Source organism: Paenibacillus oenotherae (genome assembly GCF_019443105.1).
GTDB classification, from domain to species: domain Bacteria; phylum Bacillota; class Bacilli; order Paenibacillales; family Paenibacillaceae; genus Paenibacillus_Z; species Paenibacillus_Z oenotherae.
On the sequence record NZ_JAHZIJ010000026.1, the window covers coordinates 32,964 to 59,924 of the forward strand.

A 26,961-nucleotide genomic window follows, 5' to 3' on the forward strand; every position below is an offset into this window, starting at 1 on the left:
TGGATGAAGCGAGATGCCAGAAGGCTGCTGCTGCGAAAAAACGAAGGTTTTCTGGCAAATGAGCACATGGACAGAAAGAGGCGGGTTATAATACATTATCATTGATAATGATTCCCATTATCATCATAAACGAAAGAGAGATGAAAGGGAGAGAGTCATGAAGAAGATTCAAAGTTTGGGCTTGATATTATTTGTTTTATTGCTGGTGGCAGGCTGCGGCAGCGCGGGCAAGAACAGCAGCAATAACGGTGTGAAAGCAGCGGATGGTACCACCACCGATTCGACGGGCACCCTTGCAAGCGGGAAGACGATCAAGCATGAGATGGGTACGGCAATTCTGCAGAAGGTGCCGGAGCGAGTGGTCTATTTGTTCCAGGGGATGAATGATATTGGCGCCGCATTGGAGGTCAAGCCTGTAGGAGCCGTTGAATCGACGGATCAAAAGCCATGGTTCCAATACTTGGGCGACAGAAGCGGCATTGAGAATCTGGGCGAAGAAGGCCAGCCTAATCTGGAGAAGATTGTCTCCTTGAAGCCGGACTTAATCATTGGAACGAAAGTTCGCCATGAGAAAATATATGCGCAGCTGCAAGCTATCGCGCCTACGATCATAACGGCTGATCTGGCTGATTGGAAGAGCAATTTGCGGATTGCTGGTGAAGCGCTTGGCAAGGAGGAGGAGGCAGCGAAGCTGCTGTCGGATTGGGACGAGAGGGTCGCAAAGTTTAAGGAAGAGATGGGGGACAAGCTGAGCTCCACGGAGGTCTCCGTTATCCGGATTCAACGGGATGGCAGTGTCAAAGTATATTTGGCGGGCTTCCCGGGGCTGTTCATGAAGGATATCGGACTGTCTGTCCCTGAATCTCAGCGAGTGGAATTTAATGGGTCAGGCCTTGATATTATGTCCAAGGAGCACATCCCGCAATTTGACGCTGATTATATATTCGATATAACGGCATCGAGCCTGGAGGGACAAGAGAATATTCCACAGCTGTACGGGGAGTGGACGTCACATCCGCTCTGGAGTGAATTAAATGCGGTCAAAGCGGGCCGATATTATCAAGTAGACCCCATCATGTGGAATTTCGGTGCAGGGCCGATCGCAGCAAAGTCGATGCTGGACGATTTGTTCCGTTTATTGAAGCTGGAATAAGGAATCGGATTGCTTGAGACTCCACGACCCGAATTGTGATAATATAGTGTACAAATCAACAATTGCAGGCGGTGGAGATATGACACTGGATGAAGTGATAAGGAAGCTGGAAGAGCTGGGAACTGAGCAGACGAAACGAACATTCATCCGCCATGGGGCGGAGGAGGGGCGGCTGTTCGGAGTCAAGGTCGGAGATCTGAAGAAGCTGGTCAAGGATGTGAAGAAGGATCAGGCGCTGGCGCTGGCTCTCTATGATACTGGCATCAGTGATGCGATGTATCTGGCCGGATTAACCGTCAAACCGCAAATTATGACCAAGGAGCGGCTGCAGGCATGGGTAGAGCAAGCGTACTGGTCGATGATCTCGGAGTTCACAGTTGCCGGCGTTGCTGGTGAAAGTCCGTACGCGCTGGAGCTGGCAAGAGAGTGGATCGAATCGCCGGATGAGGGTATCGCTACGAGCGGTTGGTGCACGATCGCCAATTATATATCGCTTACGCCGGATGAGGAGCTGGATCTGGCAGAAATACGCCAGCTCTTGCACCGGGTGGAGGAGACCATACATGAGGAGCGGAATCGTGTTCGATACACGATGAACAATTTTGTAATCGTTGTCGGATGTTATGTAACCCCTCTTCATGAAGAAGCGACGGCGGCAGCCGAGAGGATTGGCAAGGTTCATGTGAATGTGGGACAGACCGCATGCAAAGTACCGCTGGCGACCGCCTATATAGAGAAGGTTAAAGATATGGGCAGAATCGGAATGAAGAAGAAAACCTGTATTTGTTAAAATAAGGATGAATCATAGGACGAGCCGTTCCTTCCCTAGAGAAGGAGCGGTTTTTCTGTTGAATAAGGTTGAAATTCCTCTTTACAAATAGAAGTAAAACTGATGATAATATAAATTATGGAAAACGTAACAGAAAGCAATAATTAATGGAGTTAATCATAAATTGCCGGAAAGAGGCTGACGATATGATGATGATCGGGATCGATTTGGGCACAACAAACAGTCTGGTGGCTCACTGGACGAAGGATGGCCCAGCCATAATACCTAATGTGCACGGGGAACTGCTAACCCCTTCCGTCATTAGTCTGGATGAGAATGGAGAGATTCTGATTGGACAGATTGCCAAGGAGCGTCTCATCACTCACCCGAATGTCACTGTAGCGACCTTCAAGCGCTATATGGGAACGGAGAAAATCTACCGTTTGGGCCGCCATTCCTTTACTCCGGAAGAGCTGTCCTCTTTTATAGTGAAATCGTTGAAAGCAGATGCAGAGGCCTATCTGGGAGTTGAGGTCACAGAGGCGGTTATCAGTGTGCCCGCTTACTTCAATGATACCCAGCGAAAAGCAACCAAGCGCGCAGCCGAAATCGCAGGCTTGAAGGTGGAACGCCTCATTAGCGAGCCGACGGCCGCAGCTATCTCTTACGGGCTGCATCAGCAGCAATCGGATACGAAGTTTCTGGTCTTCGACCTGGGCGGAGGCACCTTTGACGTGTCGATTCTGGAGTTTTTCGAAGGGGTTATGGAGGTCAAATCGATCGCAGGCGACAACTACCTGGGCGGGGAAGACTTCACTCAGCTGCTGTTTAATCATTTCATAGATTCCCAGGGCATTGATCCGGTATCGCTTGATTTCAAGGAGCGTTCCTCTATTTACAAGCAGGCTGAGGTGTGCAAACGCACAGTTGGACGCGAGAATGCAGGGAAGATGATCTTTACCAGGGGGGACCGGACCTGCGAGCTTATTATTGACCGCGCCGATTTCGAGAAGATTGCGAGCCAGCTTGTGCTGCGCCTTCGTCATCCGATCGAGCGGGCATTGCGGGATGCTGCGTTGTCGCCGGATGATCTGGATGCCATTATCCTTATCGGCGGAGCAACCCGGATGCCGATTATTAAATCCATTATTAGCCGCATGTTCGGACGCCTCCCCTATACAGGCATCAATCCGGATGAGGCGGTTGCCCTCGGCGCCGCCATTCAGGTCGCGCTCAAGGAAAGGAATGAGGCGCTGCAGGAGGTCGTTCTGACGGATGTGTGTCCATTCACGCTTGGAACGGACATTACGAAGAAATTGGCTAACGGCAGCTTCGACAGGGGACATTTCAGCCCGATTATTGAACGCAATACACCGATTCCAGTCAGCAAGGTGGAGCGCTATTGCACGCTGCATGATCAGCAGAAGGAGATTCATATCGAGATCTTTCAAGGCGAAAGCCGGAGGGTCGAGAATAATGTGAAGCTGGGGGAATTAAGTCTGCAAGTGCCTCCGGATCCCGCCGGAAAGCAGACGGTTGATGTCAGGTTCACTTATGATATCAACGGCATTCTGGAGGTTGAGGTTACAATCGTGAACACAGGAATGAAGAAGAAGATCATTATTGAGCAGAACCCCGGCAAGCTTACGCAGGGTGAGATCGAGCAGAGGCTGAATGAATTGAAGGACATTAAGATCCACCCGAGGGAGCGAAGCGAGAACAGGCTGCTGCTGGCGATGGGGGAGCGTCTTTATGAAGAGGCTTTGGGCGAGAAACGGGCTGAGGTGGAGTTCATGCTGCATCAGTTTGAAAGCGTGCTTGCCACTCAGAACGAGAATGACATTAAGAGAGCGGCGATAGAATTGAGAAAGCAGCTTGAGCATTTCGAGAGATGGCGTGATTATTAATGCGAGCATGGGATTATCTGGGCATTAAGCCTACGGATGATACGGCCGCAATTAAGAGAGCCTATGCGAAAATGTTGAAGCTCCATCATCCCGAAGACGATCCGGCAGGCTATCAAAGACTGCGCGAAGCTTATGACCAGGTTATGAAGGGGGTCAAGGTTAAGGCGCAGAAGGAACGATCCTCTGCCAGTAGAAGGCTGCTGGATGAAGACGATTTGATATCGGTTGAATCATCGGCTAAGGGGCCGGATGAAGAGATACAGCAGCCGGCCTCCTATACATATCGAATAATTGAAAGTGTCAATCGGCGATCGGCAATGGAGCATGAGGCGCACAGCGAGCAAGAAGAGGATGCGCGTTCGGCTTCTGGAGGCGGGCTCGACGGCTTTATGGAGAAGGTGAAATCGGTCTATTCGGATTTCCCTGCCCGACTTGATCCGTACCAGTGGTCTGAGCTGCTGAATGATGATCTGGTATGGAATGCAAGCCTGCAGCAGGAGGTATCGGAGAGATTATTGTCCTTTTTGGAGGAGCATTATTTCCTGCCTAAGGCGGTATGGACGCTGCTGGATGAGACGTATCATTGGAAGGAGCGGGCTAAGGAGGAGACTGCGCACTTCCTGGCTGAATACCCCCAAGTATACGCTTGTATCGCTTGCAACGGCCACAATATGAAATATGACTACCTGCGGAGTGGGGGCAATATTGATTATGAAGCTTATCTCCGCCAGCGCGAGGCCGCTTACCGGGCATTGAAGGATGGAGATCTTCAGGCAATGAAGGGAGCGCTGGATCAGGCTTTCGCAATATTCGAAGGTGATGGCGAGCTTGTCAGGCTGCAGCTTGAATATTATCGGAGGCTGGGCGATGCCGAGGCTGCTATAGCGAACTGCAATCTGAGCGTGCTGGAAGTCTATCACTATGATGAGGCCTGCTATTATCGTGCGCGTCTCTTATACGAGAGCGGACAATGGTTGGAGGCATTGCCGGTTATCGAAGAGCTTCTTGCGCGTCTGCCGAATGATATTGATGTGCTGGATCTGGCAGGGCAATGCTGCAGGAGTCTGCAGAAGCAGCAGCAGGCACAAGAGATGTTTGACCGTATCCTTGCCTTGAATGAGAATGATATCGGCGCTTTTCTGTCTCAGGTGCAGATGAACAATTATGAAGGCGCACACCATTCGCAGCAGGAGGCAATCCGTCAGAAGCGTGAAAGGAACCTGCGGTTGAGACGAATGCTGGTGATGGGGAGAAAGGCCTTTCTCCAGCTGCTTCTGCGCAAATGGCTCAGCTTTGCTGTCATTATTGTCATTCTGGTGCTCCTTAACAGCCCGCGGTCACCTCTGGCATTTCCGGCCGAAACCGAGATCAGAACGATTGACGATTACTATAATATCATCGCATATCTGCAAAGCGAGCCATTGATTCGTGTAACACTGCGGGATGTAGAGTGGACAACATTAAAGCAGACGGACAGGCAAGTATATTTTAAGGACGGCAATATGTTTGAGTCCCCTTCCGATCAGGAGCCGAGGCCGAATGAAGGCTATATTTGTGTAGGCTACCTGGATGGTGTCGGGATTATGTTTAACGCAAGCTCAGAGCTGGTAGAGGGAATAAAAGGTCTTCATCGCTACAGTCTTGAAGTAACAGGAACTGTTCGTGAATTTCTGCCGACGGTTATTTGGGAATTGGAGTCATCCGATACGACTTTGTCCGGCATGTATGCCCAGGATCATGGGGAGTTCTTCGCAACAGATGCTTTTATCGATTCTTCAGAGGCGGGCAAGAGCCGCGGCTTCCTTTCCTTTGTCCAGTTTATTCTAATTGTTGCCGTGCTTGTTCTTATTTTTATGATCTTAAGGAAGCTTCTGTTTCTATGGAGCCGATTGCGGTGGAGCTGATGGAGAGCGGGGAATAATGCCATGATGAATAGCAGCAATCGTCCAATACGGCCAGCTTCATTGCGGCCCTATGTAAATCCGTTAACGCAGCTCTGTTATGTAGGTGCTGACCATTGCCAGTATGATTTGTTAAATTCGGTTACGAATGCTGACCGTCAAATTTATGAGATGCTGAGCCGATGGGCGATTAGGGATACCACTGCATTGATTCAAAAGATGAAGTGGCTGATGGGTACAGGAACACGACAGGAATTTGAGAGCGCGCACAACATACTGACAGGCATGATGGGGTCAGAACGGAGAGGCTACATCGAGACCAGCAGCGAGAGTGACAGAGAAAGGCATCGCTTGACTGTGGTTCATTACTATATGCGGCGCATGCCGCCTGGCGGAATTAAGGCCTATGATTATTCATGGATTGTATTCCTCAGCTGCGCGGGTCACAAGCTGGGCTTTATAACGGAATCAGAGATGTGGTACTACATTTCCGATACTGTAGATTTGATTCAAGGCAGCTATATCAGTTGGAAGGACTACATCATCGGTTACAGTATTGGAGCCGTGTACAACGCAGCCGATCTATCCTGGAATTGCATCAGTGATCATAAAGCTCTGCTTGCCAGACTGCTGAACTCCAGTGCGAATCCGCTGAACAGTATCGATAAGAAGCATTAGAATGAGCCAGTTCGAGAGGTGACGTGACGACCAATGAGGGTATGGAATATCCTTGGCATTGAGCCGACGGACGATGTCAAGAGCATCAAGAGAGCCTATGCCAGGCTGTTGAAAATTCATCATCCCGAGGATGATCCGCAGGGATATCAACGGCTAAGAGAAGCTTATGATCTGGCGATCAAGCTGGCTAAGCAAAGTGGTCACAGCAGTTCCACCAGGGCGCTCAAGGATTCAGAGGATGAAGCTGGCCGCGATATTGAAGGCTCTGCTGGCGATGACGCCGGACAGGGAGCCGCTTATTCGGGGTCATCCGATTATGAAGCGGAAGCGGAAGACGAGATTCCCGCCGAACTTCGCAACAGTTATTATTTGGAATGGGATAACAAGCCCGACCCTGAGAGTCAATTAAACCTGTTCATTCATACGGTGGAGCATATCTACAACGATATGCAATCCCGGATGAACAAGGCCAATTGGCTGGAGCTGCTGAATGCGGATATTGTATGGAATGCCTCCATGAGAGCTGCAGTTTCGGACAGGCTGCTGCATTTTCTGGAGGGCCATTATTTTTTGCCAGCGGCGATCTGGGAACTGCTTGACGGGACCTTTCATTGGTCGAACCAGGACTTGGGCCAGAATGAAGAGCTTGCTCATGAATTCCCTGCTGTGTATGCGTATATGTCTGCCAAATCCAATGAGCTGAATATGGATTACTCCTATCTTCTGCGAGCGGGAAATATTGATTATGAGACGTACTTGCGGCACCGGGAAGCGGCCTGCCTGGCGCTGTTGAATGATGAACTGGAGAAGGCGGAGAAATCGCTGCAGCAGGCTGCGGCTATATTCAACGAGGACTTGGAGCTGGTCCTCTTGCAGATCGAATGCTTCAAGCGCATGGGAGACCATGAACGATGGCTTGCCAGCTGCAGCCATCGTATTGCGCTTGATCCCAATGCGTTGAACGGCTATTACAACCGGGCAGCTGCTTACTACGAATGCAGCCGTCTAGCGGAAGCACTGCGCGATCTCAGGTTCATCCTCAACCTTGGGCCTAATGATAGGGATGGTCTCTCTCTTGCGGGGCAGTGCTATTGGAAGATGGGTGATATGGAACAGGCTCAGGAAATGTTCAAACGTCTCCTGGCGGTCGATCGGGATGATGCCGTTGCGATTCTTGCATTGATGCAGCTCAAGGCGCAAGAGGAGCGCAAAATTAGAAAGAACGGAGGCCCCGGCAAGCGTGAGGTGTTGAAGGGGCTGCGACAAGAGCTTGGCAGAATACCCTTTGCCGTACGGTTTCTAAGAGGAGTGCGCCTATTCATTTCCCGCAGCTGGCTGACGCTTATCTTGTTGATTATATTCAAATTCATCTTATTCATCGCTTGTATGAGCTATATCGATGATACGCAGGTGATAGCGAATCGTGAAGAACTGATGAAAGTGCCGCTCGAAACGCAGGCTGTGAGGCTGACATTGTCCGAAGCTGCTTGTACCGGCTATCAAGGGAAATGGAGCGAGCGGATAAATGGCGAGCGGGATACCGGTGAAACCGTTAACGATGTCAATTCATTCTTGAGCAGGATGGAAGCACAGAATACTGACAGCGGTGAAGCGGATTACCTTTGCATTGGCAATCTTCAGCCGGAAACGGCTGTTATGGTTATTATGACCAAGGAGCAGAGGGACGCCATGATGAGCAAGCCGGAGTTCCAATTCGAAGGTCTCGTTCGCAGCGAGCTGATGAGTATGCCATGGGATCAAGCAAGCTTGGCGTTTCGCGATGAGGTGATGAAATCGGGCTCCGCTGGCAAGCGGTTAATGAACGTTTATATCGACTCCAGAGAGAGTCAGGAATCCGGGGGAGACAAGGCTGTCCAGATCACGATGACACTGCTGCTTGTGTTCCTGGTCTATATCTCCTATAAAGCGTTTCTGCAGGAATTCCGGAGAGCGTGGAGATTCATCGCCTATAATTGATAAAACGCAAGAGGTGCACATACAATGAATTACGATGATCGCAAGATCCGGGCAAAATTGCAGCCTTATATCAACGCGCTTGCCTCGCCGCTCTTTATCGAAAGTACTAGTGATTATTATCTGATTCAACCGGAGCTTATCTTGAATCATGCGAAGGATCTGGGCAAGCTGCTTGACAGCTGGGGTCTGGATACGGATGATGACCCGGCAGACAATATTGATTGGTTCGTGGAGGAAGGACATCGGGCGTCATTCAGGCATAATTGCAATACTTTGGCGCGCATGAAGGAGTCAGAGCGCAATCCCTTTATAGCGTCAATCAAGGATGATGCGTTGGCCAGACATAAGCTGGAGATTGCCCACCAGTATTTACAACGCATGCCCTCTGGCGGAATTGCGGCGTTTGACTATTCCTGGATTGTATTCAAATGCTGCGCCGGCTTCACATTAGGCTACTTGACAGAATCGGACAAGTGGAGGTATATCGCTCAGGTGTATGACATGCTTGAGAAAAGCTACAGCAATAGTCATGATTATATGCTCGGGTTTGCTGTTGGCTGCATATATAATTCCTCGAATCTGTCGAGTGACTATGTCCGGCGCAACAAGGCTGCCATTCACAAGCTGTTATCCTCCAAGCAAAGTCCCCTTAACCGTGTGGATATATGGCGGTCCTGAGCGGGATACCAAAGTGCAAGGCGTATTGGAACTGCCTCCTGTTGGACACAATATTGTCATCCAGTTGTCGAATTTGTGGTGTAAAATCATCTGTCGTCCTTCCATAACCTGGTGTCGTCAGCCAGGATGCGATACAATAAGGTGATACGTACTACCCGATTGTCATCATGATAACGATATGAAGGAAGGTAGATGATGGTTCTTAATTTGTTTTTGGTTGCACTGCTAATTGTGTTAACCGCTTTTTTTGTCGCTACGGAGTTTGCAATTATTCGAATTCGTTCCAGCAGAGTGGATCAGATGGTGTTGGAGGGACAGAAGAATGCGCTTGCTGTACAGAAGGTAACTGCTAATCTGGATGGTTATTTGTCAGCCTGTCAGCTTGGAATTACGATTACGGCGCTTGGACTTGGATGGCTGGGAGAACCGACAGTGGAGAAAATGCTGCATCCATTATTCGAGAAGCTGGCGGTTGGAGAGAGCTTAAGCCATATTTTATCCTTCGGGATCGCCTTTATTTCGATTACATACCTCCATGTCGTTCTGGGGGAGCTCGCACCTAAGACGCTGGCTATTCAGAAAGCGGAGAAGATCTCAATTCTGACGGCCCCGCTCATTATTTTCTTCTATAAGCTTATGTATCCGTTCATATGGCTGCTTAATGGATCTGCGAATAAGCTCGTGCAGTTGTTCGGCATGAAGGCGGTAAGCGAGCATGAGGAAGCGCATTCTGAAGAGGAGATTCGCATTATTCTGTCAGAGAGCTACCAGAGCGGCAAGATCAACAAGACGGAGTACGGTTATGTGAACCGGATCTTCACCTTTGACCAGCTGCTTGCCCGCGAAATTATGGTGCCCCGCACCGATATGACCTGTCTGTATGCGAACAAAACGCTGGAGGAGAATCTGGCGATTATTAAAAGAGAGCAGTATACGCGTTTTCCGGTTGCGCTTGAGAATAAGGATCATATTATCGGCATTGTGAACACGAAGCAGTTCTTTCTCCGCTATGACAACAACCCGGACTTCGACTTCAAGTCTCTGCTTCAGCCGGTTATGGCCGTACCCGAGGTCATGCCGGTCAAATCGCTGCTCAAGAAGATGCAGCAGGAGCAGGTCCATATCGCTTTGCTGTTGGATGAATACGGTGGAACGTCCGGACTTATTACGATTGAGGATATTCTGGAGGAGATCGTCGGGGAGATCCGGGATGAATTCGACCAGGACGAGAATAAGGAATTCGAAGTATTGGGCGATAACCACTATTTGGTGCAGGGTGTTCTATTGATTGATCAGCTTAACGATCTGCTTGGCACTCATCTGGAGCATGAGGATGTTGATTCTATCGGCGGCTGGCTATACAGCAAGCAGTCTGAATTGAAGAAAGGGGACGAATGGCGTTACGGTTCCCTGACCTTCATCATACGCGAGCGGGATAAGAATCGGATTCGCAAAATCGAAATTATTAAGCATGACGACGACACGTCCGCTGAGGAATAGTGTTGAGAAAGGGAGCTCCCATGGCGGGGCTCCCTTTCGTCTGTTCTAAGGAGACTGTTCGAAGACTCCCTGCGTTTTCGCATTTTTGTGTCCTGTGGGAGCTGCGTACGGTACCGAACTTGTGCAAACCTGTACCAATCTGTGCGAGCATATATGCTCGCGCGGGATGTGGTATCACCCCCTCGCTTGCGGGTTATACGGGTTCGGATTGCTTCTGCGGGAATTGCAGCTCGTAGAGCTGCTTGTACTTGCCCCCATTGGCAATCAAGGATTCATGTGTGCCGGATTCTAATAGCTGTCCTTTGTCGAGGACAAAGATGCGGTCGGCCCGCTGAATCGTTGATAATCGGTGGGCGATGACAAGGGAAGTCCGGTCCGCCAATAGATGGACTAATGCATCTTGTATGGCTTTCTCCGATTCCGTGTCAAGGGAGGAGGTCGCTTCATCGAGAATGATTAGCCGCGGATCCTTCAGTATAGCTCGCGCAATGGAAAGCCGCTGCTTCTGGCCGCCGGAGAGCTTGACCCCGCGTTCACCGATCGGGGATTCGTAACCGAGAGGGAACGACATAATGAAGTCATGCGCATGAGCAGCCCGTGCAGCAGCTTCGACCTCCTCATCGGTTGCATCCGGTTTGCCATACACCATATTCTCGCGTATCGTGCCGTTAAGCAGCACAATATCCTGTGAAACAATCCCCATTTGCCTTCGCAGTGAGGCAAGCCCGACATCTGTCAGCGGGTGGCCGTCTATGGTGATCGATCCTTGCTGCGGGTCATAGAAACGAGTCATTAGATGGGTGATTGTTGACTTGCCCGCTCCGGATGAACCGACGATGGCAGTCACTTTGCCCGCCTCTAGCTCGAAGTTGAACTGGTCGAGAACAGGTACTCCCGTATTGTAGGCAAAGCTGACATCGTGAAATTGAACATGTCCCCGCACATTGGCCAGCTCCAGTGCATTCTCTTTCTCTACAACCTTTGATTTCGTCTCCAAAATCTCCATAATTCTCTCATACGCTGCCGCAGATTGCTGAATCGTATTCAAGGTCCGGCTGAATCGGCGTACCGGATTTTGCAGCAGCCGCAAATAGGCGAGAAAGGCGACAATCGTACCCACTGTAAGCTTGCCGTCCATAGTTCCCTTGGCACCGAGTATAAGCACGATGGCGAGTCCGGCGAATATAAGCATGTCGATAATGGGCTCGTAGACTGCACGAAGCTTGACGGCAGCAATATTTGCGTTCATATTATTGCGGCTCCTGACTGCGAACCGTTCCGTCTCATATTCCTCCGTGGAGAACGATTTCATCAGTCTGATGGAGGATAATGTATCCTGAAGATGATTCGTAACCTCGGCTACGGACTCCTGAATTTTCTTGAATGCGGCGCGTATTCGCTTGGAGAAGAAGCGTGTCGTAATAATCATGACCGGGAAGGTCGCCAGCACGACAAGCGTAAGCTGCCAATCCATCCACATCATATAAGCTGCTACAGCAATAAAGGTGAACAGATCGGTTACGATGGACATCATGCCTGAAGAGACGAGCTGTTGAAGCATGCCGACATCGCTAGTAACGCGCGACATGAGATCGCCTGTCCGGTTGCGGTCGAAGAAGCTGACATCCAGCATTTGGAGATGCCGGTACAGCTGATTGCGCAGCTGGTACACTGCATTCTGGCCAATGGTTGCCATAACTATGCTGCTTAAATAGTTGAAGATGGCGAGCAGAACCGCTGTCCCAAGCACACCTAGCGCAATCCATACAAGGCCATCATACCTTTTTTCGGGGATAAGGCGGTCAATGGTATATTGGGACAATTGCGGGATAACAAATTCAAGCAGGGACACGGCAATAATGGAGACGGCGGCAATAACGAGCAGTCCCCACTGGGAGCGCACTTGAAAGAAGATCCGTTTGTACATGTTCCAGATACTGCCTGACTTTGGCTTTGCTTGCCCTTGAACCGTGCGATAATTGGGAATACCGTGCTGCATCGTGGGCTCACTCCGCTTCCGTGCGGCCCGAATCGGAATGCTGCTCAAGAAACGCCGCCAGTTGAATTTGAATATCGTGCACGATTTGTCGGAGCTGCTCTTGTGAATGGCTTTGACCCTCCGTCATATGCTCTGCAGCGGCTAATTGCTGGATCAGCTTATAGGAGTCTGCCGACAGGCCAAGCTTTCTTCGGACTCGCTCATGCCTGTACAGGTCATCCGCAGCGATAACGCCCCTGGCAGGTCTCCGGTCATAAGCGCAGGATTCCTCCGTTTCCGGCTTCTGCCCCAGAAGGGAGCGGCCCTCATCCGTAATCTGATAGACCTTCTTGCCCTCATTCTCATAAACCGTTATAAGCGAACGATCTTCCAGCATCTGCAGTGTAGGGTAGATCGTGCCGGCGCTTGGTATGTACAAGCCTCCAGACTGCTCCTCCAGCGCCTTCATCATTTGATAACCGTGCATCGATTGTTGTGTTAGAAGCTCAAGAAGCGCGAATTTGACACCGCCTCTGCCGAAATACCTGCGACGGCCTCCTCCACGGTAATGTCCGCGTGAGCAGTCATGCTCCTCATGATCGTAGGAGCTGCTGTCACGGTTATGTTGTGAACGGGAATGATCATTTGTTCCATCCCACATTGAAAACCCTCCTAGATTAAATACGATATATCGTAAAGTATTATCTAATTTAAACGATATATCGTATTGTGTCAAATCGGCAGCCCGATCGCCTGATTCGCCTGAGCATAGGTGGTTAAAATGTTGCTGAAAAGGGTAACATGAACAAGTCTGATTATCTTGGCAAAGGAGATTGATCATATGAGCCATTCATTCTTTGAGTCGGTAAAGAAACGGCGCACCATCTATGGAATTAGCAAAGATTCCGTTATTAGCGATGAACAGCTGGAGAAGCTGGTTGGTGAGGCAGTACTGCATACACCATCTGCTTTTAATTCGCAGAGCGCTCGTGTAGTGCTGCTCCTGAAGGACAAGCATGACAAGCTGTGGGATATTACTGAGGAGACGCTTAAAGCGATCGTTCCTGCGGACAGCTTCGCGTCAACAGCTGAGAAGATGGCGGCCTTCCGCAGCGGATACGGAACGGTGCTATTCTTCGAGGATCAGACCGTCATTCAAGGTCTGCAAGAGCAGTATGCTGCCTATAAGGATAATTTCCCGTTATGGTCGCAGCATTCCTCAGGCATGCTTCAATTCGTTGTCTGGACTGCGCTGGAGCTGGAAGGCTATGGCGCTTCGCTGCAGCATTATAATCCATTGATCGACGAGAAAGTGGGCAAGGAATGGGACATTCCTTCGAGCTGGAAGCTGATCGCAGAGATGCCATTCGGCAAGCCGACCGCACCGGCGGGAGAGAAAACGTTCGAGCCGCTGGAGAAGAGGCTGAAGGTATTTAAGTAAGGAGCAGCGGCCGCGAGTAACACATAAGCCGATGATAGGAGAAGAAGCTTGAGCAATCAGGCTTCTTTGTTATTTTATAGGACAATTTGAGTGGAATAAGCTGGAAGTTGACAGGCGGCCGTGGTAGTATTGGAGTAGCAGAATATAGAAGTTGAACGATTGAAATGAACGGGCAGGCTGCTGCTCAAGAGATGCTCTTGCGAGCAAGATAGAACGGTACGAATATCAACGATAGCGGGATGTGAATCTATGATGCAATTTAACGAGCTGGAAGGAGAAAGAGTCAAGCTTATCCCCCTTGTGGCTGATCATTTAACGGAATTGTATGCATGCTCCAAGCATCCCGAGATATGGTTGAATTATCCTCTCCAGATAGCAAGTATGGAGGATATGAGCCTTTTTATTGAAGGGGCGCTGAAAGGGAGAGAAAGAGGAGAGCAATTTCCTTATGTCGTTTATGACAAACAGCTGCAGCGAATTATCGGATCGACAAGATATTTGCGCATATCGGAAGAGAATCGCAACCTTAACATTGGTTCTACCTGGCTCATACCTCACGTATGGCGAACAAGTGTTAATACAGAGGCCAAATACTTAATGCTGCGATACGCATTCGAGACACTGCAGGTCGTTCGGGTGGAGATCATTACAACGCCTGACAATGAACGGTCGCAACGAGCGATTGAACGGCTGGGTGCGGTCAGGGAAGGACTGTTCCGGCAGAAATACAATCGTACGGATTATATTGTTTACAGTATTATAGATTCGGAATGGGACAGAGTTAAGCAATCTTTGAATGATAGACTGGGGCTGGCCATTTGATAAGGGAGATCTATGAACTGTTACTATCACGAGGATAATTCAAGTATTCGGGAATGTTTAGGATGCAAGAAGCATCTCTGCTCGGAATGTGTACATAACGATTATTCTGATTATTGCTGGAGCTGTGGTCTTGAATATATGAATCAGACGGTGTCGGGGGCGGATTGGAGCGCAGAAGGCAGTTCTGTTACGAGCAGCAAATTTTTCAAGTTTGCAGTGCGGCAATTCGTTGGGACAGGATGCGCCTGGATAACGGTTTTATTATTGAGTACCGCTTATTATTGGAGTAACAACGATGTCTCGTTTGCTTTGTTCATAGTCACGGCTAGTTTTATCTTGGCGATTCCTTTTTTTACCTATGGTTTATTGTCTGCACTGCTCATTGAGATTTTTTTGTCCGTAGCCAAGCTGAAACAATGGTATTGGAAATTGATGTTGTATTTATTAATGGGGTTGTGCGCTCCTTGGGTGGGATTTATCGATATTGATCATAAGTTGTGGCCCGTGCTAATCGGCTGCTTATGTGTATCCCTGATCTATTACATATACCAAATGATCAGTATATCTCCCGTCGCGCAGACGATCCTTGCCATTACTACTGCGGTTTTATTATTCCCGTCGCTATTATTATTCTTTACCTTATTGGGGGAATCCATATGACAACATTAATGGATGATGTACTGAATCAGATGAATAAGCAGCTTGCCCGAATTGAGACGAGCTTAAACCGGCTGACAGAAGAACAGGTATGGCGGAAGCTTCATCCTGATACGAATAGTGTGGCCAATCTATGCTTCCATTTGGCGGGCAATGAATACCAGCATTTCGTCAGCGGAATTGGCGGGAAACCTTTTATACGGCAACGCTCGGAGGAATTCAATCTTGCCGGCGGCAAGTCAAAGGCGGAGATCTTGGATCAGCTCAAGGCTGTTAGAGAAGAATCGGCAATCATCCTCGGTCAGTTGACGAATGAGGATTTATTGCGGGAGGTTCAGGTCTATTATGACGCGGACGATTGGCAGCGTATGATGGCTGGAAGTGGCGCCGAGACTGAGCCTTATTATATAAGGCCGATTCGGAATCACTTGTTCGCTGTAGCGGAGCATTATGGCTACCATACCGGGCAAATCGTATATATGACCAAGCTGATGCAGGCAGGCGGCATGAATATTGCGGGATATGCCCATTAACTTTCTCGGCTCAACAGAAATTGAAAGGATTGAACAGCATGAATCATGATGACGGGTCATCGTTATGGATTACCGCTGAATGGTGCGAGGAAGAGGTCAACTATGTACGTGATCAGCTCGTCAGCTTTAACCGGGAGCAGGCGCCAGCATCTACGGGGCTTGCAGATTACGAAACGGTCAACGTCTTGTTGAAGGATCGTACGGGCCAGGTTCAAGGGGGAGTGCTCGGCCAGATCTTCTGCTCCGTGCTGTACATTGGCATTCTGTGGATTGATGAGAACCACCGCAAGGGCGGCTATGGGGGCAAGCTGCTGCATGCAGCAGAAGAAATAGCCAAGGGCAAGGGTTGCGGAATGCTGCATCTGGACACCTTCAGCTTTCAGGCGCCGGATTTTTATTTGAAGCACGGATTCCAAATATTCGGCACATTAGAGGGATACTCGGGCGGTATTAAGCGCTTCTATCTGAAAAAGGATTTATGAATAGTAGACGACATTCTTAAAATTGAACGATAATGCGAAGGCGAGGGCCATCCGACCAGGGATGGTTCTCTTTCTGCTGCTTGCGGTTATTGGGGTCTACCCTTCGCATGATAATGCACATTGCTGGGTAATCTATGGTGGAATTAGGAAGGCGTTGCTTATATTCGCATTCGATGAATGAAGGAGAGGGGGAGCTAACGTATGCGTAACAATCCGTTTCATGTTTTTGTCCAGGATGTCCGTCTGTTTCTCAAGAGCCCGATGCTGATTGTCACCTTTGTCGCCGTTGCCTGTATCCCGGTTCTGTATGCCGGCTTCCTGATTAAAGGGGCATGGGATCCTTACGGCAAGCTGAATGAGCTCCCTGTAGCAGTTGTCAATATGGATACGGGAGCGGTCCTTGAGGGAGAGAAGATGGAGGTCGGCAAGGACTTCGTCGAGGAGCTCAAGAAGAATCGCAGCTTCGGCTGGCGATTCGTAAGCGAGGAGGATGCGCGGGCTGGAATGGTCAACAATGTCTATTACGCGACCATTACCATTCCAACCGAGTTTTCAGCGGATGTGGCATCCTTGACGGGTGACATGCCCAAACAGGCGGAGCTTATCTACGAGTCCAACAGCTATTATAATTTTGTAGCAGGGCAAATTAGCGAGAATGCAACGAAGGAGCTGCGGACGAAGCTTTCGCAGCATTTGACAGAAGCGTATTCGCGAAGTATCGTTACCCAGTTTCAAACGTTATCAAGCGGGCTAGGCGACGCCAGCGAAGGAGCAGCCAAGCTGAATAAAGGAGCTCTTGAGCTTAAAGATGGAGCGGTGAAGGTCGCTGACAATTTGAATGGGCTGGAGGCTGGAGCCAGGAAGCTCAACAGCAGTGTCAGCCAGCTTCACAGCGGTGCGGTTAAGCTGCATAACGGAGTTTCGGAATTAGTTAATGGCACTAATAAACTTGGCGATGGAGTGTCAAAGCTATCTGCTGCGAATGGGCAGCTTCAGAGGGGCGCAGACGAGCTGGTAGGGGGAACTAAAGCCTTCGAAGCCGGCATTCGTGATTCCAGGGATGGGGCTGATCGACTAACAGAAGGGCTGCAATCGGCTGCGAAAGGGAGCAGCCAGCTGGAAGCGGGACTTGCCTCCTCCGTCACTGCAAGCGAGAAGCTGAAGGATGGATCGGCAGGTGTAGCAGAAGGACTGCGACGGCTGATTGAAAGCAATGCGGAGCTTGCGGGCGATTCGGAACTCCAGAAGCTGCTTGAGATGAGCCAGGCTGTGGCAGCAGGCTCACAAGAGCTGACGAGCGGACAGTCCAAGCTGCTTGATGGCAGCAGAACGTTGAACCGGGCTCAGCAGCTGCTGCTGAAGGGCAGTCAGAGTATTAGCAGTGGCCAAGCGGAGCTGCTTCAAGGGATCCGGCAATTGCAGAACGGCGGGGTCAAGCTGAGCGACGGGTTAAAAGAGTACAGCGCCAGCTTCACTCCGCTCAAAACAGGCATAGACAAGGCTGCGGCAGGCGCTCGCCAGCTCAGCGCAGGCAGCCAGCGCCTTGAAGCGGGCTTGAGCTTGCTCAGCGAGGGCAGCGGGGAGCTTGCAGCAGGTGCAACGCAGCTTCATGCAGGCGGGGTGAAGCTGAGTGGCGGCGCTGTTCAATTGACGGAGGGAACCGATGAATTAGCGGTTAAATTAAGCCATGCTGCTCAGGAAACAGCAGCATTAAAGGCTGATGACCGTACCCTTAATCTGTTCAGCCATCCTGTCGAGGTCAAGGCCAACGATGATCGTCATATTAAGAAATACGGATATGGGATCGCCCCTTACTTCCTATCCATCGCTTTATTCGCTGGGTCGCTTATCTTCACCACGGTGTTCTCGCCGCGCAACTCCTCCGCCTTGGATGCGGCTGGCATGCGGCTGTTTGTCAGCAAAGCGATAACCTTCGGCATGATGAGTCTGGCCCAGTCGCTTATTGTCTGCACGTTTCTTGCCTTTGTTCTGGGATTGAAGGTGCAGAGCATCCCACTGTTTTATCTATTCACGATAATAACAGGCTTCGCCTTTATGTTCATCTGTCAGGCTGCCGTAACCTGGTTTGACCAGCCGGGCCGGTTTCTGGTTCTGCTGCTGATGATCTTCCAACTTGTGTCCAGCGCAGGCACCTTCCCGCTAGAGCTGCTCCCGGGCTGGGCCAAAGCCATTCATCCGTGGATGCCGATGACTTACAGCATTCGCGGCTTCCGGGATGTGATCTCCAGCGGCGATTATTCTGATCTGTGGAGGCAAGCCGGACATCTGGCCATCTATTGCGTGTTCTTCTTCGTACTGACACTCGTCTATTTTCTTATTCGGCGAGAGGGCCGGGTGCAAGAGCAGCAGATGCCCGCATAGCCGTGTTGTCCAGCTGTGACGGCGGACAGCCGATTGTTCAAGCGCAGACGGACATGCTAAGCAGAGAATTGGAACTGTTCATTCAACCAGTGGACAGCAAGCTGGAACCAGGTCCCGCAATGGCTCATCCGTTCCCCGACCTCTTCGTTGCACATCGATAACCCGTGATGGCCCTTCTCATAAAGATGGGCCTCGAAGGGGATGCCCGCTCTTCTCAAGGCAGCGATAAACAACAGGCTGTTCTCGATCGGCACGAGATCGTCCTCGCCCGTATGCCATATGAAGGTCGGCGGTGTCTGCTCCGATACCCTTTTTTCGAGAGAGTAGAACCTGTTGTTCTCTTCATCATAGTCATAGCCAGTCAGGTTGTAGAAGGAGCCTCGATGGGCATATTCGCCCGATGTGATGACAGGATAAGCAAGGATCAGAGCATTCGGCTTGTTCAGTCCGCCCTTCGTATCCAATTTCAATTGAAGCTGCTCGTGGTTCCACAGTACACCCAGGCTCCCTGCCAGATGCCCGCCTGCTGAAAAGCCGCACACCGCAATTTTGTCCGGATCAATATTCCACTGCTCATTATTCTCTCTAAGCAGCATCATAGCCGTGCTGAGTTCAATGAGGGGCTGCAGCTCGCGCGCCTGTTCCTCAACAGAATAGCGTAAAATAAACGCTTGATAGCCTTGGGCCAAAAAGCTCAGCGCTACAGGATCTGATTCGCGCTCTGATACAAAGCTGTAACCGCCGCCGGGACAGATGATAATTGCAGGCCGGTTGTGCCTGTGCGGCATCTCCGTGGAACGGTCATGTATATATCCCGTCAGTACTGCACCCTTATTGCTAATTGCCACGCTTATCTTCTCCATAGAACCTCCCGATTCCCGATTTCATTGGTTTGACGGCTTCAGTATAGCATAATTCCACGGTAAATATAGCCTGATGACGCTGTAGTTTAGTACAGTGCCGCTGCCGGCTTCGTTTTGCTTTTGCACCTTTGCTTGGTGTATAACTGGGAATGAGGAAGGCAGGCGATTGGCATCGAACGCAAATTATTGGAAGCAATGGACCATCTGAAGCAATGGAAAATAAAAGATGTCGTGCTTATGCAAAGCGGCGAGCTGCTCTGGGAATGGCATGAGAAGGAGACCGATCGGGTAGGCGCGGTCTATTCCTGTACGAAGAGCATCCTCTCCGCGCTGATCGGCATTGCTCTGGCCCAGGGGCGAATCGAGAGTGTGGAGCAGCCGCTATCGGATTATTTCGAGGAGATCCGCCTGTCAGCGGATGAACGCAAGCGTGCGATCAAGCTGAAGCATCTGCTCACAATGACTCCGGGAATGGACTGGCCGGATTTCGACAAGCCCTATTGGAGCATGAAGCGGCGCGAGGATTGGATATCCTATATTCTTGCCCAGCCGATGGCTCATGAGCCAGGAGAGGCCTTTACCTACAACTCCGGCGGCTCCCATCTGCTGTCAGCTGTTCTGACGAAAGCAACGGGAATGTCCGCCTTCGAATATGCGCAGCGGGAACTATTCAGCAAGCTGGGCTTCCGCAAGCCGAGATGGAACAGCTCTGGCGGCATAAGCGAGGGGGGAGCAGGTCTTCATCTGTCATCGCTGGATATGGCGAAGTTCGGCCAGCTGTATTTGCAGCGGGGCAATTGGAACGGAGAACAGCTGCTGCCTGAGAGCTGGGTAGAGCTGTCCACCAAGTTCCACCATAAGGGACTGCTTCATTATGAGCCACCGATATTCGGTGAATACGGCTATCATTGGTGGCTGTCGGATAAAGCGCATAACGGAGCAGCTGATTGCTTCTTTGCGAAGGGATATGGCGGACAATATATCTTCGTGGTTCCGTCGATGGAGCTGGTCGCGGCCATCCGCAAGGAGCCGGAAGGGAAGAGCAAAGCCATGCTGTCGAAGAAGCTCTTCTTCGAGCAGATCTTGTCGGTTCTGCCCGTGAGGCTGCCAGAGCAGTAAGTTTCTGCTGCAAGGCAGCTTTTTTGCAATGGAATGCAACTATTGGGAGTGATGTGCCGTAATCGTAGATGTCGCGATGTCTATAGGTTTATCGATCCCACTTTACTTGCAGAAAGGAATACGTTATGGAATCCTCCAACACGGTTATTACAGAGCAATCAAAGGGCAACTGGCGGCTGTTTATTCGCATGATCCGCAGCACCAAGCCATCGGTCCTCATTATGAGTATCGCCATTGTTATGAGTGTTGCGTCTACTCTCGTCGGTCTGTTCATCCCGCTAGTTACGAAGAATCTCGTCGATGGCTTCTCCATTAGCAATCTGAGCTGGGGCCAGATCGCACTGATCGCGGTTACTTTCGTCGTACAGACGATTGCGAGCGGCTTGTCGATTTATTTGTTGAACCGGATCGGGCAGCGGATTGTTGCAGAGCTGCGGGACCGGCTGTGGAAGAAGCTGCTCGTGCTGCCGGTCAGCTACTATGATCAGCATCGTACCGGAGAGACAATCAGCCGGATGACCAATGATACCGGAGTCGTCAAGACGCTGATCTCCGATCATATGACGAGCTTCTTTACAGGCATCTTGTCTGTTGTAGGCTCTATCGTCGTCCTCATCTACCTGGATTGGAAGATGACGGTCGTCATGCTTAGCGTCGTCCCTCTTGCAGCTTTGTTTCTAGTGCCGCTCGGCCGGCAAATGTACAAAATCTCCAAGGGGCTTCAGGAGGAGACCGCATCCTTCACCACCGTGCTCACACAAGTGCTGTCCGAGATTCGTCTTGTGAAATCCTCCAATGCGGAAGCCAGAGAATACGACAATGGCAAAAAGGGGATTACAAGCCTGTTCCGCTTTGGGCTGCGGGAAGCGAAGGTACAGGCTCTCATTGCGCCGCTCATGTTCCTCGTCATGATGATGCTGCTTGTCATTATCGTCGGGTACGGCGGAATGAGAGTTTCATCGGGAGCATTGACAGCGGGAGAGCTTGTCGCTTTCATTCTTTATCTGATTCAGATTGTGATGCCTATGAGCCAGATCACCACTTTCTTCACGCAATTCCAGAAGGCAATCGGCGCAACCGAGAGAATTATCGAGATGCTGGACGGGGAAGAGGAGAACCATGATACTGGCGTGGCTGTCAAGCGCTCTGATCTGCCGATTACAGTCGATCGACTATCCTTTCATTACAAGACCGGGGAAGCGGTTCTGCGGGATGTCAGCTTCCGGGTTGATCCGGGTTCAGTCACGGCAATTGTCGGGCCAAGCGGCGGAGGGAAGACAACATTGTTCTCCCTGCTGGAGCGTTATTACAAGCCATCATCAGGCACGATTAAGCTAGGTGGAGATGCCATCGATACGTTCACGCTGCATTCATGGCGAAGCCAGTTCGGTTATGTTTCGCAGGAGAGTCCGTTGATTGCGGGAACGATACGCGACAATATTTGCTACGGCATCGACGAGAAGGTCGATGAGGAGGCCTTGGAGCGTGCGGCGCGCATGGCTTATGCGGATAAATTTATCCATGAGCTGCCGGACGGCTATGAGACGGAGGTGGGCGAGCGGGGCGTCAAGCTCTCCGGCGGCCAGCGGCAGCGGATTGCAATCGCGCGGGCACTGCTGCGGAATCCTAAAATTCTTATGCTGGATGAAGCGACCTCCAGTCTGGACAGCAAGTCGGAGGTTATTGTGCAGGAGGCGCTGAAAAATCTGATGGATGGGCGGACCACGCTAGTTATTGCGCACCGTCTCTCCACAGTTGTTGATGCCGACCAGATCATATTCGTCGAGAAGGGAACGATTACGGGAAGCGGCACACATGCCGAGCTGCTGCAAAGGCATGAGCTGTACCGGGAATTCGCAACACAGCAGCTGCGCTTGAATGAGGCGACATCACTGGCAGCCGCGCTGCCGGAGAATGTGAATTTGTAATTCCGGCGCACCGAACAAATTTCTTCCGTTCGTTAAACTCTTTGCATCACTATTTCGTCAAGTAGATGGAACGATATTGCTTGATAGTAAGGAAGGGCATTATGAGCAGACATATTCTGATCGTCGATGACGATCCCAAGATTGCGCAGCTGATTGAGATCTATCTTGCTAATGAAGGCTACACAATCAGCAAGGCAAGTGATGGACTAATGGCACTGGAGCTTATGGAGCGCGAGACCGTCGAGCTGGTTATACTGGACATTATGATGCCAGGCATGGACGGTCTTAGCGTGTGCATCAAGATTCGCGAGAATCGGACGACTCCGATTCTGATGATCAGCGCGAAGGACGGGGATATGGACAAGATTACTGGTCTGATGACCGGTGCGGACGATTATATGATCAAGCCGTTCAATCCGCTTGAACTTGTAGCGCGTGTGAAATCGCTGCTAAGAAGGGCCTACTTCCACGCGGCGCCTGCCCAGTCGCAGCAGGATCATCTCATTCGGATACAGTCGCTGCAGATTGACAAGCTTACCCACACGGTACTATTTGATGGAAGACCGATCAAGCTGACTCCGATTGAATTCAGCATTCTCTATCTGCTTGCCAGCCATCCCGGACGTGTATTCAGCTCAGAGGATATATTCGAGATGATCTGGAAGGAGAAGTATTACGAATCGAACAATTCTGTCTCAGTACATATGAGCAGATTGCGGGAGAAGCTGATCAAGGAGATGGACGGCGAGAAGCTGATTCATACGGTGTGGGGGGTAGGCTACAAAATTGAAGCTTAGATGGATCATTCCGATCTTCTGGAGTGTGGCAGCGTCCACATTTGTACTCTTTGCACTCATTATGGTGGGCAAGCTGTTATTCTACTCCTCCTTCGCTACCGTGAACGCGAATCTGTTCTTCCAGTGGGTCTACCGGAACATTGGTTATCCGCAGACCTATATTATTGCAGGAATTCCTATCTTTCTGATGGCTGCAGTCTATTTCTTCAAGCGGGACAAGCGAATTCTGAGTGAGCGTTATCTTGTTCAAATTACGCAGCATGTGCAGAAGATCGCGGAAGGCGACTTTGAGCTGAAAATTCCGGTTCGTTCTGATGAAGAGCTGGGCCAGCTGGCCGGTAATATCAACCGGTTCGTGGAGCGGCTGAACACCTCGCTGAATGAGGAACGAAGAGCCCAGCAGACCAAGAACGAGCTAATTACGAATGTCTCGCATGATTTGCGGACACCGCTTACTTCTATCACAGGTTATTTGGGTCTCATTGAGCAGGACCTGTACCGTGATGAGGTGGAGCTTCGTTATTATGTGTCGCTGGTCTACGAGGAATCGGAGCGGATGAGCCAGCTCATTCAGGATTTGTTCGAATATACGAGGCTGCGGAATAATGAGATGAAGCTTCAGACGAGCAGAATCAATCTCGTGGAGATGCTTCATCAGATGACAGAGCAGTTCCAATTGCAGCTGGAGTCGGCGAAGCTGCAGGCACGCTTGCATTTCACGAGCCCGCAATTGTTTGTGCTGGGTGATGGCAACAAGCTGCGAAGAGTGTTTGAGAACCTCATTACGAACGCGATCAAGTACGGTCAGGACGGAGAATATCTGGATATTACCGGCCACCTTGAGAATGGCGTCGTTGCACTAGATATTGTTAATTATGGGGAGGTCATCCCCCAATCCGATCTGCCGCACATATTCGATAGATTCTATCGTGTAGAGAAGTCGCGATCTGCCCATACCGGAGGCTCGGGGCTCGGCCTTGCAATCGCGAAGCAAATTATTGACCTTCATGGCGGCGCCATCGGCGCATTCAGCGATCTGGAGCGCACGGTGTTCTCGATTCGCTTGAAGGAGCATCGAGGCTGATAACGCTACCGCTTTCTTATATCAGGAGGCGGCAGCGTTATTTTTATTAATAGAAACGTTATCTTTTCGTAATCTTTTCGTATCGGTAGGTTAGAAGCTGTCGGTCATACTGGGATTAATGAGAGTGAAGAGAGGAGATTTATTCCCAGTGGTGACTACAGCAGTGATGCGGAAATCGTTCAGATACATAAGTGTTCTCTTATTCGTTTATTTGGCGGCGGCCCATGGCCCCACAATTAAAGAGGGTGTCTCCTATATGTGGGAGGAAATAAGCGCATTGCGCTTCAGTGGCGGTAGTCTGGCGATTGGCAAGCTGCAGGGAGATGCCGCTATTCTCATCGACGAGAAGACCGGTAAAATTCTGTATGGGAAGAATGAGCATGAACGATTATATCCAGCCAGTACGACCAAAATTGTTACGGCATTGCTGGCATTGGAGAAGGGTGATCCGGAGGATATCGTGGAGATCGGCGATGAAGTACGCTTTCGTACGGCGGGAGAAAGCTCTTCCGGGCTCGTCGAAGGCCAGCGGATTACGCTGAGAGATCTTGTATCTGCACTGATGCTTCCGTCAGGCAATGATGCGGCGCGTACCATTGCAAGGTATGTAACAACTTTAGATACCGGACATGTTCAATCCACCGAGGATTCCATCTCGCATTTCGCACAATTGATGAACGAACGGGCTGAGGAGATCGGCGCGATAGAGTCCCATTTCGTCAATCCGCACGGCCTTCATGATCCGGAGCATTATACGACTGCGCATGATCTGGCACTTATCGCTCAGGTGGCCAGAACCAACACGCTCTTCCGTCAAATCGTCAGTGAGACGGAGCGAACGATCAACACAGGACATTCTGCGCAAACCTTGGTGAACCGCAACAAGCTGCTGCAGGAGGGCAGTGAATATTATTATCAAGGTGCGAACGGGATTAAGACCGGTTATACGGGAGAGGCCGGGTATTGCCTGGTCGCTTCAGCAGAACGCGGGGATGCCAATTTGATCGCAGTTGTTCTGCATTCCACCTCAGCGGATGTGTGGTATGATGCGCAGAAAATGCTGGAGTACGGATTCGATCGTATAAAAAAATGATAAAACCTGCATTCCGATGTAGGAAATGTTGAAGCGATGTCGAAATGATGAACAAGCAAACAATCTATAGAGCCAGAGGAGTGGACAGCGTTGTTTTTGCATTTTCTGCAGAAGAAGGAACATAAGGAAGCATTTCTTGAAATAGCGCATCTCGTAGCGAAGGCGGACGGGTTCGTGCATCGGAAGGAACAGGGCTACTTGCGCGCCTATAGAGATGAGATGAAGATGCCGGAATCGGATTACGAGTTCACTGGGGAGCGGGAGCTGGCTGACATCATCGGAGATCTGAAGGAGGATCAGGTGAAAAATATTTTCTTTGCCGAGATTCTGCTGCTGACCTTTGCTGATGGTGATTATAATGATGCGGAAAAGCAAATCACGCAAGAGATGAAACGGCTGTTCGGCTTCACGGATGAAACCTACGGGGTGTTCAAAGATTGGGTTATCCGCATGGACAAGCTGAAGATCGAGGGCATGCGGCTCATACTTGACCCGTCCTAAAACATTAGGCGCATCGATCGGGCACCGTTCTTTATCCCATACATAACAGGTCGAGTAACAGAGAGCTTGAATAATGAGGGGACTGCCCGATAAGTCCATTATCCAATAAGTCAGTCCCCAATGATGGGAAGGGATGCCTCCAAACCACTAAGAAGTGGGGCTGGAAGCATCTTTTTTGTTGTATCGCTGAAATCATCCAACCACTTTCTGGACAGCCGCTCCTCCAAGTGTTTGGAAGGCAGCGTGACGGAGTAAGAAGCCTGCGAATGTGCATGAATTTTGGTTACAAAACGCCATATTGGTGAAATGCCTGCGATCATGCATGAATTTATGCAGCAATCGGCCGTTAAGGGGAAACGAAGGTGAAATACCTGCACTCTGGCAGGCATTTCACCTTCATGGGGGCAGAAATGAGATAAAAACTGCCGTTTCGCATGTTTTTCGCCTGGCTCGCAGTTCGCTTGGTAGCGTCAAGAAGTTTGTGTAAGCTTGTAGATATACCCATCGGGTAAGTGTTGGTGGGGGGCGGAGGACTCCGCCCCCCACCACATTGTTTTAACTTTCGATCCGAGGATCCGACTGAACAGAATCCGAGGAATAGCGCTTTTCAAACATCTCATTAAGTTTTTGTTTGACAACGGGATCGCCAAAACCTGGGATGACACGGTTCTCAAAACGTTCGTTGTAGGCGATGGTGTCCAAGTATACAATTTTTTCT

General features: G+C 50.3%; 23 protein-coding genes. 20 read left to right on the plus strand and 3 right to left on the minus strand.

All coding sequences use genetic code 11. From position 1 onward, the window contains the following. Positions 1-157 precede the first annotated feature (157 nt). The 8 genes from K0T92_RS22800 (at position 158) to K0T92_RS22835 (ending at position 10,563) form a co-directional block, all read left to right on the plus strand. Positions 158-1,153 (plus strand): ABC transporter substrate-binding protein, encoded by a 996-nt coding sequence (locus K0T92_RS22800; RefSeq protein WP_219874830.1) that lies wholly within the window; start codon positions 158-160, stop codon positions 1,151-1,153. Between the two features lie 79 nt (positions 1,154-1,232). Beyond that, on the plus strand, positions 1,233-1,943 hold the full coding sequence (locus K0T92_RS22805) for a DNA alkylation repair protein (protein WP_219874832.1): 711 nt from the start codon (positions 1,233-1,235) through the stop codon (positions 1,941-1,943). A 185-nt stretch (positions 1,944-2,128) separates the two neighbouring features. Then, on the plus strand, positions 2,129-3,829 hold the full coding sequence (locus tag K0T92_RS22810) for a molecular chaperone HscC (protein WP_219874834.1): 1,701 nt from the start codon (positions 2,129-2,131) through the stop codon (positions 3,827-3,829). Then, positions 3,829-5,733: a J domain-containing protein gene (locus tag K0T92_RS22815; RefSeq protein ID WP_219874836.1), complete on the plus strand. Its 1,905-nt coding sequence runs from the start codon at positions 3,829-3,831 to the stop codon at positions 5,731-5,733. Before K0T92_RS22810 ends, K0T92_RS22815 begins: the two co-directional genes overlap by 1 nt. Before the next feature lie 21 nt (positions 5,734-5,754). Then, positions 5,755-6,408, plus strand: a complete 654-nt coding sequence (locus K0T92_RS22820; protein ID WP_219874838.1) for a DUF1266 domain-containing protein — start codon at positions 5,755-5,757, stop codon at positions 6,406-6,408. A 33-nt stretch (positions 6,409-6,441) separates the two neighbouring features. After that, complete coding sequence (locus tag K0T92_RS22825) at positions 6,442-8,385, plus strand: tetratricopeptide repeat protein (RefSeq protein WP_219874840.1); 1,944 nt, start codon at positions 6,442-6,444, stop codon at positions 8,383-8,385. 24 nt (positions 8,386-8,409) lie between these two features. After that, on the plus strand, positions 8,410-9,063 hold the full coding sequence (locus K0T92_RS22830) for a DUF1266 domain-containing protein (RefSeq protein ID WP_219874842.1): 654 nt from the start codon (positions 8,410-8,412) through the stop codon (positions 9,061-9,063). A gap of 195 nt (positions 9,064-9,258) precedes the next feature. Further along, entirely contained in the window at positions 9,259-10,563 is a 1,305-nt protein-coding gene (locus K0T92_RS22835; protein WP_219874867.1) for a hemolysin family protein, read from the plus strand. A 193-nt stretch (positions 10,564-10,756) separates the two neighbouring features. Here the strand turns inward: K0T92_RS22835 and K0T92_RS22840 are convergent, their stop codons facing one another. Further along, positions 10,757-12,562 (minus strand): ABC transporter ATP-binding protein, encoded by a 1,806-nt coding sequence (locus K0T92_RS22840; protein WP_219874844.1) that lies wholly within the window; start codon positions 12,560-12,562, stop codon positions 10,757-10,759. A gap of 7 nt (positions 12,563-12,569) precedes the next feature. After that, positions 12,570-13,202: a PadR family transcriptional regulator gene (locus K0T92_RS22845; protein WP_219874845.1), complete on the minus strand. Its 633-nt coding sequence runs from the start codon at positions 13,200-13,202 to the stop codon at positions 12,570-12,572. A 180-nt stretch (positions 13,203-13,382) separates the two neighbouring features. Here K0T92_RS22845 and K0T92_RS22850 point away from each other — a divergent pair, with 180 nt between their 5' ends. From K0T92_RS22850 to K0T92_RS22875, 6 genes are all read left to right on the plus strand, one after another. Then, the gene (locus tag K0T92_RS22850; RefSeq protein ID WP_219874846.1) at positions 13,383-13,982 is read left to right on the plus strand and encodes a nitroreductase family protein; all 600 of its coding nucleotides are present in this window, start codon (positions 13,383-13,385) and stop codon (positions 13,980-13,982) included. Positions 13,983-14,231: 249 nt separating this feature from the next. After that, positions 14,232-14,804, plus strand: coding sequence for a GNAT family N-acetyltransferase (locus K0T92_RS22855; RefSeq protein ID WP_219874847.1), 573 nt, complete (start codon positions 14,232-14,234; stop codon positions 14,802-14,804). A 138-nt stretch (positions 14,805-14,942) separates the two neighbouring features. Then, the gene (locus K0T92_RS22860) at positions 14,943-15,464 is read left to right on the plus strand and encodes a hypothetical protein (RefSeq protein ID WP_219874848.1); all 522 of its coding nucleotides are present in this window, start codon (positions 14,943-14,945) and stop codon (positions 15,462-15,464) included. Further along, the gene (locus tag K0T92_RS22865) at positions 15,461-15,994 is read left to right on the plus strand and encodes a DinB family protein (protein WP_219874849.1); all 534 of its coding nucleotides are present in this window, start codon (positions 15,461-15,463) and stop codon (positions 15,992-15,994) included. The genes K0T92_RS22860 and K0T92_RS22865 overlap by 4 nt, the downstream gene beginning before the upstream one ends. Before the next feature lie 38 nt (positions 15,995-16,032). After that, complete coding sequence (locus K0T92_RS22870) at positions 16,033-16,476, plus strand: GNAT family N-acetyltransferase (RefSeq protein ID WP_219874851.1); 444 nt, start codon at positions 16,033-16,035, stop codon at positions 16,474-16,476. 201 nt (positions 16,477-16,677) lie between these two features. Next, positions 16,678-18,858, plus strand: coding sequence for a YhgE/Pip domain-containing protein (locus K0T92_RS22875; RefSeq protein ID WP_219874853.1), 2,181 nt, complete (start codon positions 16,678-16,680; stop codon positions 18,856-18,858). Positions 18,859-18,914: 56 nt separating this feature from the next. On the opposite strand, the gene K0T92_RS22880 is transcribed toward K0T92_RS22875, so the two are convergent. Continuing rightward, complete coding sequence (locus tag K0T92_RS22880) at positions 18,915-19,721, minus strand: alpha/beta hydrolase (RefSeq protein WP_219874855.1); 807 nt, start codon at positions 19,719-19,721, stop codon at positions 18,915-18,917. 195 nt (positions 19,722-19,916) lie between these two features. Between K0T92_RS22880 and K0T92_RS22885 the strand changes: the two genes are divergently transcribed. From K0T92_RS22885 to K0T92_RS22910, 6 genes are all read left to right on the plus strand, one after another. After that, positions 19,917-20,840 carry a serine hydrolase domain-containing protein gene (locus K0T92_RS22885; RefSeq protein WP_219874857.1) on the plus strand — a complete coding sequence of 308 codons (924 nt, stop codon included), beginning with the start codon at positions 19,917-19,919 and terminating at the stop codon, positions 20,838-20,840. 125 nt (positions 20,841-20,965) lie between these two features. Beyond that, positions 20,966-22,768 carry an ABC transporter ATP-binding protein gene (locus tag K0T92_RS22890; RefSeq protein ID WP_219874859.1) on the plus strand — a complete coding sequence of 601 codons (1,803 nt, stop codon included), beginning with the start codon at positions 20,966-20,968 and terminating at the stop codon, positions 22,766-22,768. 101 nt (positions 22,769-22,869) lie between these two features. Beyond that, complete coding sequence (locus K0T92_RS22895; protein ID WP_219874861.1) at positions 22,870-23,565, plus strand: response regulator transcription factor; 696 nt, start codon at positions 22,870-22,872, stop codon at positions 23,563-23,565. Next, entirely contained in the window at positions 23,555-24,649 is a 1,095-nt protein-coding gene (locus K0T92_RS22900; RefSeq protein WP_246628374.1) for a sensor histidine kinase, read from the plus strand. Before K0T92_RS22895 ends, K0T92_RS22900 begins: the two co-directional genes overlap by 11 nt. Positions 24,650-24,797: 148 nt before the next feature. Then, complete coding sequence (locus K0T92_RS22905; RefSeq protein ID WP_343223779.1) at positions 24,798-25,742, plus strand: D-alanyl-D-alanine carboxypeptidase family protein; 945 nt, start codon at positions 24,798-24,800, stop codon at positions 25,740-25,742. A 90-nt stretch (positions 25,743-25,832) separates the two neighbouring features. After that, the gene (locus tag K0T92_RS22910) at positions 25,833-26,243 is read left to right on the plus strand and encodes a tellurite resistance TerB family protein (protein WP_219874863.1); all 411 of its coding nucleotides are present in this window, start codon (positions 25,833-25,835) and stop codon (positions 26,241-26,243) included. Positions 26,244-26,961: the final 718 nt, after the last annotated feature.